Annotated in this window: 14 protein-coding genes; 12 read left to right on the forward strand and 2 right to left on the reverse strand. The window is 36.8% G+C overall.

The annotated features are described in order from the left end of the window. A complete protein-coding gene (locus KKG99_00570; GenBank protein ID MBU1011469.1) occupies positions 1 to 684 on the forward strand; it encodes a type 1 glutamine amidotransferase in 684 nt (227 codons plus the stop codon). A 6-nt stretch (positions 685 to 690) separates the two neighbouring features. On the opposite strand, the gene KKG99_00575 is transcribed toward KKG99_00570, so the two are convergent. After that, complete coding sequence (locus KKG99_00575) at positions 691 to 2,232, reverse strand: FAD-dependent oxidoreductase (GenBank protein MBU1011470.1); 1,542 nt, start codon at positions 2,230 to 2,232, stop codon at positions 691 to 693. Between the two features lie 143 nt (positions 2,233 to 2,375). Between KKG99_00575 and KKG99_00580 the strand changes: the two genes are divergently transcribed. The 6 genes from KKG99_00580 (at position 2,376) to KKG99_00605 (ending at position 8,123) form a co-directional block, all read left to right on the forward strand. Then, positions 2,376 to 3,110, forward strand: coding sequence for an NAD-dependent deacylase (locus KKG99_00580; protein MBU1011471.1), 735 nt, complete (start codon positions 2,376 to 2,378; stop codon positions 3,108 to 3,110). A 14-nt stretch (positions 3,111 to 3,124) separates the two neighbouring features. Then, positions 3,125 to 4,657: a serine hydrolase gene (locus tag KKG99_00585; GenBank protein ID MBU1011472.1), complete on the forward strand. Its 1,533-nt coding sequence runs from the start codon at positions 3,125 to 3,127 to the stop codon at positions 4,655 to 4,657. A gap of 21 nt (positions 4,658 to 4,678) precedes the next feature. Beyond that, positions 4,679 to 5,185, forward strand: coding sequence for a DUF456 domain-containing protein (locus tag KKG99_00590; GenBank protein ID MBU1011473.1), 507 nt, complete (start codon positions 4,679 to 4,681; stop codon positions 5,183 to 5,185). Between the two features lie 8 nt (positions 5,186 to 5,193). After that, on the forward strand, positions 5,194 to 6,024 hold the full coding sequence (locus tag KKG99_00595) for a transketolase (protein ID MBU1011474.1): 831 nt from the start codon (positions 5,194 to 5,196) through the stop codon (positions 6,022 to 6,024). A 1-nt stretch (position 6,025) separates the two neighbouring features. After that, on the forward strand, positions 6,026 to 6,991 hold the full coding sequence (locus tag KKG99_00600; GenBank protein MBU1011475.1) for a transketolase family protein: 966 nt from the start codon (positions 6,026 to 6,028) through the stop codon (positions 6,989 to 6,991). A gap of 298 nt (positions 6,992 to 7,289) precedes the next feature. Next, positions 7,290 to 8,123, forward strand: coding sequence for a hypothetical protein (locus KKG99_00605; GenBank protein ID MBU1011476.1), 834 nt, complete (start codon positions 7,290 to 7,292; stop codon positions 8,121 to 8,123). Positions 8,124 to 8,147: 24 nt separating this feature from the next. Here the strand turns inward: KKG99_00605 and truA are convergent, their stop codons facing one another. Then, the gene (gene truA, locus KKG99_00610; protein ID MBU1011477.1) at positions 8,148 to 8,912 is read right to left on the reverse strand and encodes a tRNA pseudouridine(38-40) synthase TruA; all 765 of its coding nucleotides are present in this window, start codon (positions 8,910 to 8,912) and stop codon (positions 8,148 to 8,150) included. Positions 8,913 to 9,155: 243 nt separating this feature from the next. On the opposite strand from truA, the gene nikR reads away from it, so the two are divergent. The 5 genes from nikR (at position 9,156) to KKG99_00635 (ending at position 13,609) form a co-directional block, all read left to right on the forward strand. Next, positions 9,156 to 9,557 (forward strand): nickel-responsive transcriptional regulator NikR, encoded by a 402-nt coding sequence (nikR, locus tag KKG99_00615; protein MBU1011478.1) that lies wholly within the window; start codon positions 9,156 to 9,158, stop codon positions 9,555 to 9,557. Positions 9,558 to 9,710: 153 nt separating this feature from the next. Next, positions 9,711 to 10,697: an ABC transporter substrate-binding protein gene (locus KKG99_00620; GenBank protein MBU1011479.1), complete on the forward strand. Its 987-nt coding sequence runs from the start codon at positions 9,711 to 9,713 to the stop codon at positions 10,695 to 10,697. Then, positions 10,694 to 11,767 (forward strand): iron ABC transporter permease, encoded by a 1,074-nt coding sequence (locus KKG99_00625; GenBank protein ID MBU1011480.1) that lies wholly within the window; start codon positions 10,694 to 10,696, stop codon positions 11,765 to 11,767. The genes KKG99_00620 and KKG99_00625 overlap by 4 nt, the downstream gene beginning before the upstream one ends. Further along, positions 11,755 to 12,513: an ABC transporter ATP-binding protein gene (locus KKG99_00630; protein ID MBU1011481.1), complete on the forward strand. Its 759-nt coding sequence runs from the start codon at positions 11,755 to 11,757 to the stop codon at positions 12,511 to 12,513. Before KKG99_00625 ends, KKG99_00630 begins: the two co-directional genes overlap by 13 nt. Positions 12,514 to 12,517: 4 nt before the next feature. Beyond that, positions 12,518 to 13,609, forward strand: a complete 1,092-nt coding sequence (locus KKG99_00635) for an SAM-dependent methyltransferase (GenBank protein MBU1011482.1) — start codon at positions 12,518 to 12,520, stop codon at positions 13,607 to 13,609. The last annotated feature ends 71 nt before the right edge of the window (positions 13,610 to 13,680 follow it).

Raw genomic sequence — 13,680 nt, forward strand, 5'->3', positions numbered from 1 at the left:
ATGAAAATCTTACTTATCCAAAATCATGCAACTGAAAGCTTTGGTTATATAGAAACCTTTTTAACAGAACATAATTATGAATTTGTATGCTTCAAAGCTTACGAAGGCAATAATTATCCTCCATTAAAACAATTTACGCACCTCATGGTTGGAGGTTCTCCGCATTCGGCCAATGAGGTTGATTCAATTTTATTTCTAAAAAAAGAATGGGAATATTTGTCGAAAGCAATTAAATTGAAACTTCCGGTTTTTGGTCTTTGTTTTGGAGCACAAATCGTTGCACGAATTTTAGGTGCCAAAGTTCAAAAAAATGCCTTATTGGAAATTGGTGATTCTGAATTAAAACTAACTATAGCCGGACAGTCCGATCCATTTTTCAAAGGATTTCCAAAAAAGTTCCATGCGTTTCAATGGCATGGCGACACCTTCGATGTTCCAGAAAATGCTGAATTATTGGTTGAAGGAAAATCTTGCAATAATCAGGCATTTCGTTATAACAATATTTTGGCGGTCCAGTTTCACCTGGAGGTTGATCACATCATGGCCAGCCAATGGTATAGCCATTTTAAAAATGACATGAAAGGCTATCACAAAAATGCAGAACAGATTGTTCAGGAATGTCTTGCGATTGAGAAAGCACAACTCCAATTATGCGAGATTATGCTGAATAATTTTTTTGAGTAAAGATTTTCAACCTGCATTATTTATTAGATGCATTGCTCCCTTTACCCCATCTGCGGCACTTGAAATAATGCCTCCGGCGTAGCCGCTTCCTTCGCCAAGCATGTATAAATTCCCGAATCCTTCACAAAGTCCGGATTTTTCTCTTAAAACCTGAATGGACGAAGACGTTTTGCTTTCCAAACCCAATAGAATCCCTTTCTCAAATCCCTTCATTTTACGATTAAAATCCAACAACCCTACTTTCATTGCTTCACTGATTTCTTTCGGCAGAAGTTCCCATAAAGGTGCACTCACTAATCCTAAAGGATAACTGGTTTCAATAGCCAAACTACTTATTTTCCGAGTAATGAAATCTTCAATCCTACAATACGGGGCTTGATATGAACCAGAAAAATCGAAAAATTTTTGCTCAAGCTTTTCCACCCAATCGAGTGATTCAAGTGCTGAAACTTCCCTGTTCAATAATTGACTTAAATTTAAAGATGCTACGCACGCGGCATTTGCAAATTTGGCATCACGCCCGTACATACTCATTCCGTTTACAATATTACTTCCTTTGTATGCTGTGGCCGGAACTACCATTCCTCCGGGGCACATACAAAAACTATAAACATGATGTTTATCATCGGCATTTGAAGTAAGCCGATATTCGGCAGCTTTAACTCCTGGTAAGGATTCAATCCCCCATTGGGCCTTATTGATCAGTTCTTGCGGATGTTCCATCCTGCTCCCAATGGCAAAATTTTTTGATCGGAATTGTACTCCTTTTTTAATAAGCATTCGATAAGTCTCGAATGCGGAATGACCGATTGCCATTATTAAATAATCCGTCTCGTAATTTTTGCCTGTACTTGTTTCAACAGTATGAATCTTTCCTTTTTTTATTTTAAGATCGGTGACGCATGTATTAAAAATAATTTCCCCGCCAATCTTGACAAACTTTTCCCTCAGGTTTTTTGCAATTATTTTTAAGTTATCGCTTCCCAAATGTGGGTGCGCCATATATTTAATTTCCTGAGGAGCACCTGCATCAACATATTCATTGATAATAAAACCCCTTTCGGTGGAAATATGTTTAGATCTGGAAGTTAATTTACCATCCGAAAATGTACCTGCTCCTCCTTCTCCATATGCGTAGTTATTGTTTGAATCAAACTTTTCCGTTTTTTCAAATTTTTCAATCATTTGTCCCCGATGCTCCACTTCCGAACCACGTTCAATCAGTATAACATTAAATCCGGCTTTTTGTAAAATATAAGCCGAAAAAAAACCTGCAGGCCCGCTTCCCACAACTACAACCTTTTCATCTCTCTTTTTGCAAGGAACACTTAAGGTTTCGCTTGAAAAAGGTACAGATTCCTTAATTTCTTCCGACTGAATAAAAACTTTCAACAACCAATGAATATCCCTTTTATTACGGGCATCCAGGCTCTTGTTTTCTATTTGAAAAGAAAAATTTTTTATTCGAAACTTATTTACTATTCTCGATCGCAGTTCAGCATCTGAATAATTTGTTGGCATTTTAATCTCAACTATTTTCTGTCCCATTTCAAGCCATATTATTAATATTGATCGGAGGTAAAATTAATTCAATTCAGAGCAAGATTTAGAATTTCTTTTATCTTGGCCAAGAAAACTTAGGTTTCATGTGATGAATTCAATATTTTTGTGTAATCAGAAAAGCTACTAAATTGTCACATTCATTCTCAGAAGCAATTGATCTTATTAAAAAAGCAAAACATATTGTTGCTTTTACGGGCGCAGGTATTTCTGTAGAAAGTGGCATCCCGCCATTTCGGGGTGCTCAGGGGTTATGGAGCAAATATGACCCTCAGGTTTTAGAACTTTATTATTTTTTTGACAATCCGAAAGAATCGTGGACCGTTATTAAAGAAATTTTTTATGATTTTTTTGGGAAAGCCAAACCCAATGATGCCCATAAAGGACTTGCGATATTGGAATCAAAAGGTTTTATCAAAGAGATCATTACCCAGAACATTGACAACCTGCATCAGGAAGCAGGGAGCAAAGTTGTTTACGAATTTCATGGGAATTCACAACAATTGATTTGTACTTCTTGTAAATCCACTTATAAAGCACGTGAGATAAATCTAAATAAACTTCCGCCGCTTTGTTTAAAATGCAATTCATTGCTAAAACCCAATTTTATCTTTTTTGGGGAAGGAATTCCTCAGGATGCTTATCATGCGTCATTAGCTGCAGCAAAAAAAGCTGATCTTTTTATTTTAATTGGAACCACAGGCGAGGTGATGCCAGCCTGTCAAATGCCCTATATAGCAAAAGAAAATGGCGCAAAAATTATCGAAATAAATCCTGAAACATCAAAATTTACGCATACGATTACCGATGTTATTTTAAAAGAGAAAGCATCAATCGCCATGAATCATATTATTAAATCATTATGAAAATTAATATAAGGATGAAAAATAGAATTTACAGTATTGGGCTAATACTAATAATGGTTGCATTCGCTACAACCAATCTAACTGCCAAAGAAACCTTAAAGAAAACGACGGCCGAACTGGATAACTATTACGAAACAGCATTGAAAAAATGGAATGTTCCGGGAATGGCAATCGCAATCGTAAAAGACAATCAGGTGATTTATGCGAAAGGCTTTGGGGTTAAAAATATTTGTACGGGAGAAGCCGTCGATGAGAATTCATTGTTTGCCATCGCATCTAATACAAAGGCGTTCACTGCGGCCGGAATTGCGATGTTGGTTGAAGAAGGCAAACTATCATGGGATGATAAAGTCACAAAATATTTGCCTTGGTTCGAGCTTTACAGCCCGTACGTTACACATGAAATGAATATCCGCGATTTATTAAGTCACCGATCAGGGTTAAGAACCTTTTCAGGCGACTTGATCTGGTACGGGACAGATTATAGCCGGGAAGAAATCGTAAAAAGAGCTAAATTCCTTGAACCTGCATTTGGATTCAGAGAAAAATACGGATACCAAAATATTATGTTTATTGCCGCAGGCCTTGTTATAGAAAAAGTAAGCGGAATGAGTTGGGAAGATTTTATGCAACAAAGAATTTTTGATCCACTGCAAATGGACAGAACAGTTACCAGTATTGCGAAACTTGATTTAAAAGGAAATTACACCACTCCTCATAATGATTATGAAGGAAAATTAATAACAATCCCTTATCTTAATTGGGATAATGCCGCTCCTGTAGGAGGAATTTTGTCAAGCGTTGCTGATCTTTCAAAATGGATGTTACTTCAACTGAATCATGGCATTATTGGTGCCGATACCCTTTTCACAGCCAAATCGCAACACGAAATGTGGCAGGCGCATACGGCACAAACGGTTAGTGCTTTTTCTGAGAAAATGTTTCCAAGTACCCATTTTAAAGCTTATGGTTTAGGGTGGGCATTGATGGATTATCAGGGAAGGAAAATTGTTTCTCACGGAGGTGGTTATGATGGTATGATCTCCAGAACAGTTCTGGTTCCGGAGGAAAATCTTGGATTTGTCATCCTGACAAATTCCAACAATTCCATTTCAACTCCGTTGATGTATAAAACACTTGATATGTTTTTGAGTGATGAAAAAACCGATTGGAGTGAAACGATGTTTGTTCAAGACAACAGGACGGATAACCGTGATCCTGAAGAAGGACGGATTAAAAACACCAGTCCAAGTCTGGATCTAAAAGAATATACGGGTATTTACGGGGGTAAAATATACGGAAATACTGAAGTGACTTTAGTTAACGGTCAATTAATTCTGGAAATGAAACATACCAAAATTTTCAAAGGATCATTAACCCATTGGCATTACAATACTTTTGAAATTGAATTTAAAGAGGTGCCTTCACTTCCAAAAGGAAAAGTTCAGTTCAAATTAGATGCAGATGGCAAGGTTGAAGAATTGATTATAGACGTCCCAAACCCTGATTTTGATTTTACTGAACTCGACTTTAAAAAGCTTAAATAGTAATTACTTAAAATTTCGAACATGGATTTTATCTGGATCATAGTGGGTATTTTACTCATTTTAATTGGCATTGCAGGTGCTATCGTTCCCGGTATTCCCGGACCAATTGTTAGTTTTTTTGGATTGTTGGTACTACAACTTAGAACCAATCCTGCTTTTAGCGAAAGTTTACTTTTTATTCTCGGTTTTATCGCAATAGTGGTTACCATACTCGATTATGTGGTACCTATTTGGGGAACTAAAAAGTTTGGGGGAACTAAAATGGGTGTCAGGGGAAGCACAGTTGGATTAATCGTAGGCATTATTGGACTACCAATACTTGGCATCGTGATAGGACCAATTGGGATTATAGGGATAATTTTAGGCCCTTTTGTTGGAGCATTCATTGGTGAATCGATGGCTGGTAGTGACTCAACCAAAGCTTGGCGTTCTGCCATTGGATCATTCATTGGATTTATGGCCGGAACATTTATGAAGCTGGTTTATTCGTTGGTTGTTGCATATTATTTTGTGATTGGATTAATGTAAATCAATTTATGACTTTTCAAAAATATCAATCAACTACCGAGCTGGAAAAAATCGCTTATTCCATCCGTAAAAATGTTTTAATAAGCCTGACTGAAGCAGGATCAGGACATACCGGAGGATCTCTTGGATTAACAGACATATTCACTGTTCTGTATTTTAATATCATGAATCATGATCCTGAGAATTCAAAATGGGAAGAACGGGACCGTTTGATTTTATCTATTGGACATGTTACCCCTGTGCATTATGCTACTCTTGCTGAAGCCGGATATTTCCCTGTCGAAGAATTATTAACCTTACGGAAACTGGGTACGCGTTTGCAAGGTCATCCCGGTCGTGAACATGGCTTACCCGGATTGGAATTATCTGCGGGTTCATTAGGACAAGGTTTGTCAGTTGCGGTTGGGATGGCGTTAGCAGATAAAATAGATAAAAAGAACAGAACCACATTCTGCATTTGTGGAGATGGCGAATTACAGGAAGGTTCCATTTGGGAAGCAGCCATGAGCGCATCTCATCACAAATTAAATAAACTAATAACTATTATAGATAGAAACAGGGTTCAAATTGATGGAAAAACGGAAGATGTAATGCAAATTGAACCGCTTGCCGACAAATGGAAGGCTTTTGGTTGGGGAGTTTTAACCTGTAACGGTAACAATATTCAGGAATTGATTTCAACCTTAAATAAAGCCAAACAAGTAAGCGAAAAACCTACTGTCGTTATTGCGAAAACCATAATGGGCAAGGGCGTAAAATCAATCGAAGATGATTATCGATGGCACGGAAGAGTGCCTACAAAAACAGAGCTTGAACTTTTCTTAAAAGAACTTTACTAAAATGGATTATATCAACAGAGGTAATAGATCTACCAAAGATGGCTTTGGTATTGGACTTTTAAAATTGGGAGAGAAGCACAAAAATCTTATTGCTTTAGGAGCAGATATTACGGCTTCCGTAGGTGTAAATTATTTTGCAGAAAAATTTCCGCAACGATTTTTTTCTTTAGGCATAGCCGAACAAAATTGCATTGGCGTTGCTGCCGGATTAGCATTAAGTGGTAAAATTCCTGTTTTTAGCACTTATGGAGTTTTTGCAGCACTTCGCACCACCGATCAAATCCGTATTTCATTATGCTATAATAATGTACATGTCATTATTGGAGGAGCTCATGCGGGCATTTCTGTTGGTCCTGACGGAGCAACTCATCAGGCACTGGAAGATATTGCGATCATGCGGGTACTGCCAAACATGACCGTTTTTTCGCCTTGCGATGCAACACAAACTGAACAGGCCATTATAGCTGCAGTTGAACAAATTAAAGGTCCGGTTTATCTTCGGTTTGGGCGTGCTCCCGTTCCCGATTTTATAAATCCTGATTTAGAATACATTCCAGAAAAAGCCCAGACCTTAAAAAAAGGCAATGATATTACCTTAATAGCCACTGGGCATATGGTTTGGGAAGCTTTACAATCCGCAAAAATATTGGAAGAAAAGGGCATCTCGACCAGGGTGATCAATATTCACACCATCAAACCTATAGATAAAGAAGTAATCATTAATGCAGCTAAGGAAACCAAAGCCATCGTAACCCTGGAAGAACATCAGGTTCAGGGTGGATTTGGAAGTGCAGTTGCAGAAGTGATCGTTGAGAATTATCCTGTTCCTTTAAAAATGATTGGTGTGCAAGATCGTTTTGGTGAATCAGGTCAGCCGGAAGAATTAATGATAAAATATGGTTTGAAGGCTGAGATATTTACGAAAGACATCCTGCATTTTATTAATTTAACCTCAAGTTCGATCTAAGCATTTCTCATGAAACTGTTACTGTATATATGAGATTTAGCATTTTGAGCTATCAAGGTGTTAGCTATTGGCATTTAGCTGTTGGTCAAATAGCAAGTGACTTTTGTTGTGTCTTGAATCTTGTGTCTTGAATCTTGTGTCTAACATCTAAAGTCTAACGTCTCATAACTTAATCTATTAAATTAGTTACCATTTTATTTATTTGCATTTTATTTAAATTTAATTTGGTTTTTGGCATAAGAATTGCAAATTTCGCATGAAAAATATTAACCATAATAATTCATAAATATAAATGATGATGAAAACAAAATTACTTACTTTAATAATACTGGCTATATCATATAGCAGTTATGCACAGACAGCATATGATAAAATTTACACCAATGACAAAATTATTGAGTGTACGATCAAGGAAGTCACACCGGATGCAGTAAAATTCTGTTATCCTAACGAAGATCTGGTAAATTCAATTTATAAAAATACAATCCTCAAAATAGAATATAAATCAGGTCGGGTTGAAGAATTTGCAGAAGCTACCTCATTTAAAACAGTCCGTAGTGGGGCTGATTGGGAAAATGTTTCCATTACACAAATTGAAAGTGAAGTAAAAGGATTGTTCAAACTGGAAGATGTTTCTTCAAAGGCCAAGGGTACCACTGCTATTGCCAATGTCAACAAAGTAAAGGACCGTGCGATGAAAAAACTGAAAATAGAAGCAGCTATGATGGGAGGTAATATTATTTACATTACACAACAGGATACCAGAGGAAACCTTTTCGGGAGTGAATACCAGGCTTCTCAACCAACTGAAACAAATTATGCAGGAGTTGCTTATACCAATAAAAGACCCAGTTTTAGCGAATTTCAAGCTTTGTATGAAACAAAAAAACAATTTCAGTTTCAATCGAAGGAATTTCTTGGGAATAATAGCCCTGACTTAGAATCAACAAAACCAAAAATATATAATGTAAACATCAATAATATTGAAGACGAAAAAGGCTTCATCTATGTTTATGCTGATATTCCGGGTGAGGAAAGTAATAAATTCAGGGTAAGTTATTTTGATCAGGAAGTTGTGGTTTTAATGTATCAGGACAAACGTAAGATTTATAATCTGGTTCTGGGAATTTAAGATCTGAATAATGTTAAAAAAGAGTCAGATTTCTGACTCTTTTTTTAATTTACTGAAAATAGATTCCGGATATTCCACTTCCTCTAAAAACAAGGCCTTCGCCGGAACTGAGTAACCTGCTTCGTTCCGGTTTCTGCGTTCAATGATGTTTTTGAATTCTTCTATGGTGATTTTACGTTGCCCCACCTCCAATAAAGTCCCCACAATTGCCCTTACCATATTTCTCAAGAATCGATCAGCTTTGATAGTGAAAATCAATTTATGGCCCACTTCTTCCCATTTCGCATTAAAAATTTTACAATTATTGGTTTTTGTTTGTGTATGCAATTTTGAAAAACTCGTAAAATCATCATAAGCAATCATTTCAAATGCAGCCTTGTTCATCAATTCAATATCCAAATCACCAAATAAATAAAATGAATAATCATCCATAAAAGGATCTTTTCTGCGATTGATATAGTATTTATAAGTTCGGGATAAAGCATCGAATCGTGCATGGGCATTCTCTTTAACCGGTTCAATACTAAAAACAGCGATTTCTGGCGGAAGAAACCTATTCAGTTTAAAGCACAAATTTATCCGTTCTTCATCACAAATCTCCCGATCGATATCAAAATGGGCATAAAAATTATTGGCATGTACCCCGGTATCTGTACGGCCACAGCCTGTTATATTAATTTCTTTGTCAAGAAGTGTTTGTAAACCAATGGTAACAGACTGCTGAACAGTTGGTGCATTTACTTGAAATTGCCAACCATGAAAGCCCGTTCCCTTATAGGCCAGATGCATAAAATAACGCTTTATCAATATTTTTGATTTTACACAAAAGTAGAAAAAAGTGACTAAAGTGCACTAAAGTATTTAGAGTGCCTAAAGTTTCAATATTTCAAAACAGCTTTAGTACTTTATTCACTCAAGGCATTTTAGTCACTTATTTAAACTCATCCTAAATTTCTTTAAAAATAAGCTTTAACCTCTTATATCTATAAAAACAGCATATCTTTGTGTCATCTTTTTAATAAACTTAACACGATGCAAGTAAAACGATTTGGGGTTTCCCTGGAAGATGAACTATTAAAAAAGCTTGATCGCTTGGTAGAAGATCAAAAATTCCCAAATAGATCACAGGCCATCCGATATCTAATCAAAAAAGACTTAGTTGAAAATGAATGGGAAGGCAATGAAGAAGTGGCCGGAGCCATCGTATTGGTTTATGATCACCATAAACGCAATTTACAGAATGAATCAACCGAAGTGCAGCACGATTACCATCATTTAATTCTTTCGGTGCAACATGTGCATTTAAATCATGATAATTGTTTAGAAACCATTACTGTTAAAGGAAAAGCATCTGAATTGATCGACCTGTCAAATAAGCTGATCGCCATTAAAGGGATCAAACATGGTCAGTTGGTAATGAGTACTACAAACTAATTTTTTTACACTGTGAGTAACACCTTTGTCATATTATTAACACGCTTATACAAGAAAACATCTCTTTTTATTTTTTTTTTAAGTCTACTTCTTAGTTCTTGTTTAAGTAGTAATCCTAAATCTCAAAAATCCGAAACCCACTTTATCACTGATATGAATGGACGAAATATTGAAATTCCCATTCGAATTAGGAGTGCAGTTGCCCATGGTGCAGGAGCTTTACGAATGATTTGTTATTTAGATAGAACCGACATAATCATTGGAGTCGAATCAAATGAAAAAAAACGCAATGTTCCTTACTTGTATGCCTATCCTGAACTAAGAAATTTGCCAATTATAGGTACTGGAAATAACGCTGATCCAGAACTGATTGCAAGATTGCAACCTGAAGTCATTATTTGCACTTTCCTAAGCTCTTCCGAAGCGGACGAATTACAGAAAAGAACGGGAATTCCGGTGCTGTGTTTAAGTTATGGCGACTTCAATAAAAATGAAACTAACTTTTATGAGTCTATGCGCCTTTTGGGAAGTATTCTTGAGAGAAACGAGAGAGCTGAATATCTGATTAATTATATTAAAAATGGCCTAAATAGTGTTGAAATAGCATGTGATAAACACGCGTCAAGAGCAAGGGTATATGCTGGAGGAATTGCATTTCGTGGCTCACACGGAATAAATTCGACCGAACCATTATATGCTCCATTCAGATATGCTCACGCTTATAATGTTGCTGAAGGATTAGTTAACAACCCGAATTTTTCTGCTTCACAATTAAATAATGTGATTATCGACAAGGAGCAAATTATTAAATGGAATCCGGAGAAAATATTTATTGACATCTCAAGCTACACGCTTTCCGAGCCCGATTTGGATAAAAATTCAGTAGTTGGTAAATTGATTCCGGCTATTCAAAAAGATGAGGTTTATTTTTTACTACCTCATATCTGGCATTCTGTAAATTACGAACATATTTTAATCAACACATTTTATATCGCAAAGGTTTTGTATCCAGATATATATCCCGACATGGATATAAAAACGAAAGCCAATGAAGTTTACGAAGCCTTTTTAGGCAAAGCAATTTATGATAACCTTCTTGATTTATATGGGATGGGTTGCCAGAAAATAAATGAGAAATGAGCAAGGAAATCATTAAAGAATATAAACAGTTTACCACCCGTAAAAGGCTTTTTATTTGGGTCAGTATTTTCCTGCTTCTACTCTTCATCGTTCTTGGATTATTGATTGGTGCTTCTTCTATTTCGTTGAATGAGATAGTTCAGATTTTAACAGGTAATAGCGAAGATGTGAACCGTCAAATTATTTTAAATATTCGCTTGCCCCGTGTTTTATCGGCAGTTTTGGCCGGAACCGCATTGAGTGTTTCAGGAACGGTAATGCAAAGCATTTTAAGAAATCCGCTGGGCTCGCCTTTCACATTAGGTATTTCAAATGCAGCCGCGTTTGGAGCTGCATTCGCGGTTATTATTTTAGGTGCCGGGAGTACACAAAGCAATGTGAACGATGCTGTTCTGATTAACAATCCTTACTTGATCACTATTTCAGCCTTTTTCTGGAGTTTGGTCAGCACAGCGATTATTTTACTAATGGCACGATTTAAAGATGCATCGCCCGAAACAATGATCCTTACCGGAATTATATTGGGTTCATTGTTTATTGCCGGAACTACCGGGCTCGAATATTTCGCGGAAGACGTGCAGCTTTCAACTATTGTCTTCTGGACCTTTGGTGATTTGGGCAGGGCCTCATGGCGCGAATTTTATATTTTATTGGCTGTCGTTATTCCTTCCCTGTTCTACTTTATGAGCAACCGATGGAACATCCGTTCTCTCAATACCGGTGACGAAACGGCAAATAGTTTGGGTGTAAATGTTGAAAAAACCCGTATAAAAGTCATGCTGGTGGCTTCGTTGACAACAGCAGTGGCTGTTTCCTTTTTTGGCATTATCGCATTTGTAGGTTTGGTTGTACCTCATTTGGTTCGAAAAATGATCGGAAGCGACGAAAGGTTTCTTATTCCGGCAACTGCACTTTTTGGAGGAGTATTTCTGTTAGCTTCCGATTTGCTGGCTCGTAGCATCATTGCACCGATGGTATTGCCGGTTGGAATCCTCACTTCCTTCATAGGTGCACCATTATTCATTTTATTATTGTTCAAAGAAAGGGGGAAGGGTTTATGGTTAAGATAGAACTTAAAAACTTAGATTTTGCTTACAATGGCAGTTTGGTTTTGAAAAACATCAACCATCATTTTGAGCAAGGGAAATTAATCAGTATCGTCGGGCCAAACGGCTCGGGTAAAAGCACCATCCTTAAATGTATGGATCGCATCCTTCAACCTAAAAACGGAACCATTTATCTTGACGAAAGGAATATTATAAATTTTCATGCTGAAGAATTAGCAAAAAAGATAGCTTATGTCCCGCAAAGCGAGGGTGGAACTTTTCCAGCTACGGTATTCGATTCGGTTTTGTTGGGGCGAAAACCGCACATTCAATGGTCGCCAAGACAAAATGACCTTGAAGTTACCGCCTCGATGATCGAAAAAATGAACCTCAAAAACATCTCCCTAAAGAGTATAAACAAGTTAAGTGGCGGGCAACGACAAAGGGTTTTTATCGCCCGTGCCCTTGCACAGGAACCCGAAGTGCTTCTTTTAGATGAGCCAACGGCAAATCTGGATTTAAAACATCAGATCGCTGTCTTAAAAGTCCTTAAAAAACTCACTGAACAGGGCATCACTGTAATTATTGCCATTCATGATTTGAATTTAGCATTACTATTCAGTGATCATTTTGTATTATTGAAAGATGGAGAGGTATTTGCAAGTGGCGAAAAAGAAATCATCACCAACAAAAACATTGAAAAACTTTATGACATCAAGGTTAATATAATTAAACAGAAAGATAAAATATTCATCATTCCTTTATCCTGAAAAAATGAGAATCACAGAAATAGGTATCGTTAAAAACAATTTTGAAACTGAAAATAATCCGCACGAAATCAAAAAATACGAAAGTCGAATTATCATCAAAGACGAATTTTTAGAAGGCCTTGATCTTATTGAAGAATACGAATTCATCGATATTGTTTTTGATTTTGATCGATCTACTTCATATGAGATGACTGCAACCACACTCCGGGGCAATGTTAAAGGATTATTTGCTACTCGTAAACCTGACCGACCGAGTTCTATTGCAGTTACCACGGTCAAACTTTTGGAAAGAAATGGAAATTTGCTTCGGGTTATTGGTTTGGATGCCTTAAACAACACACCGGTCCTTGATATTAAACCAGTTGATTTCTCAATGGTTGAAGATAAAATGGACAAAATTAGATTGGATGAACTTAAAAATAATCCCCGAAGGGAAATCGTAAATGATATTCTGCGCAACGATCTGGAAACCTTAATGATTAAAGCCGCGGCCCTGCATGGCCACTATTGTCCCGGAGTAGCATTAGGTGTTATGGCTGGGACAAAAGCCATGGGATTGATGCGCGAAACAGGTGATGGGATGGAAGATATTCTTGCTATCACTGAAACCAATAATTGTTTCAGTGATGGGGTTCAATTTGTAACAGGCTGTTCATTCGGAAATAATGCTTTAATATTTAAGGATTTTGGGAAAACCGCTTTCACCCTTACCAAAAGAGATGGAAAAGGAATTAGAATTACCGCAAGAGCCGATGCGAAAGAATATATGCGTCAGGCTCATCCATTATTCACAGAAAGTTTTCAAAAAGTAGTAAAAGGACAGGATCATAGTAAGTATGAACTTTTAAAATTTAAAAAATACGGTCGTGATCGGGCATTTGCAACGTTAGGTTTGGATTTTGACAAATTATTTAAAATTGAAAATATTAAGGTCTCTATCCCGGCTTATGCACCATCTCACGAGAGTATTATTTGCAGAAAATGCGGGGAAAACACCATGAGTACAAGGGCTATCGGAGATTTATGTTTACCTTGCTCCGGAGAAAAATATGCAGAACTTAATGGAGCAGGAATAGTTATGAGTGATGAATTATAAGTGATGAATTTTATTTTCAAAAAAATATCATTCACCATTTTTCAAATTCACCATTTCACCAATTTACCAAT

Source organism: Bacteroidota bacterium, from assembly GCA_018816945.1.
Taxonomy (GTDB): Bacteria; Bacteroidota; Bacteroidia; order Bacteroidales.

Bases quoted from the DNA above. Each gene is read 5' to 3' on its own strand.
- truA (MBU1011477.1), bottom strand. From the start codon at position 8,912: ATGCATCTGGCCTATAAGGGAACGGGCTTTCATGGTTGGCAATTTCAA.
- KKG99_00600 (MBU1011475.1), top strand. From the start codon at position 6,026: ATGGATTATATCAACAGAGGTAATAGATCTACCAAAGATGGCTTTGGT.
- KKG99_00620 (MBU1011479.1), top strand. From the start codon at position 9,711: ATGAATGGACGAAATATTGAAATTCCCATTCGAATTAGGAGTGCAGTT.
- KKG99_00635 (MBU1011482.1), top strand. From the start codon at position 12,518: ATGAGAATCACAGAAATAGGTATCGTTAAAAACAATTTTGAAACTGAA.
- KKG99_00630 (MBU1011481.1), top strand. From the start codon at position 11,755: ATGGTTAAGATAGAACTTAAAAACTTAGATTTTGCTTACAATGGCAGT.
- KKG99_00590 (MBU1011473.1), top strand. From the start codon at position 4,679: ATGGATTTTATCTGGATCATAGTGGGTATTTTACTCATTTTAATTGGC.
- KKG99_00570 (MBU1011469.1), top strand. From the start codon at position 1: ATGAAAATCTTACTTATCCAAAATCATGCAACTGAAAGCTTTGGTTAT.
- KKG99_00575 (MBU1011470.1), bottom strand. From the start codon at position 2,232: ATGGGACAGAAAATAGTTGAGATTAAAATGCCAACAAATTATTCAGAT.
- KKG99_00625 (MBU1011480.1), top strand. From the start codon at position 10,694: ATGAGCAAGGAAATCATTAAAGAATATAAACAGTTTACCACCCGTAAA.
- nikR (MBU1011478.1), top strand. From the start codon at position 9,156: ATGCAAGTAAAACGATTTGGGGTTTCCCTGGAAGATGAACTATTAAAA.
- KKG99_00585 (MBU1011472.1), top strand. From the start codon at position 3,125: ATGAAAAATAGAATTTACAGTATTGGGCTAATACTAATAATGGTTGCA.
- KKG99_00595 (MBU1011474.1), top strand. From the start codon at position 5,194: ATGACTTTTCAAAAATATCAATCAACTACCGAGCTGGAAAAAATCGCT.
- KKG99_00605 (MBU1011476.1), top strand. From the start codon at position 7,290: ATGAAAACAAAATTACTTACTTTAATAATACTGGCTATATCATATAGC.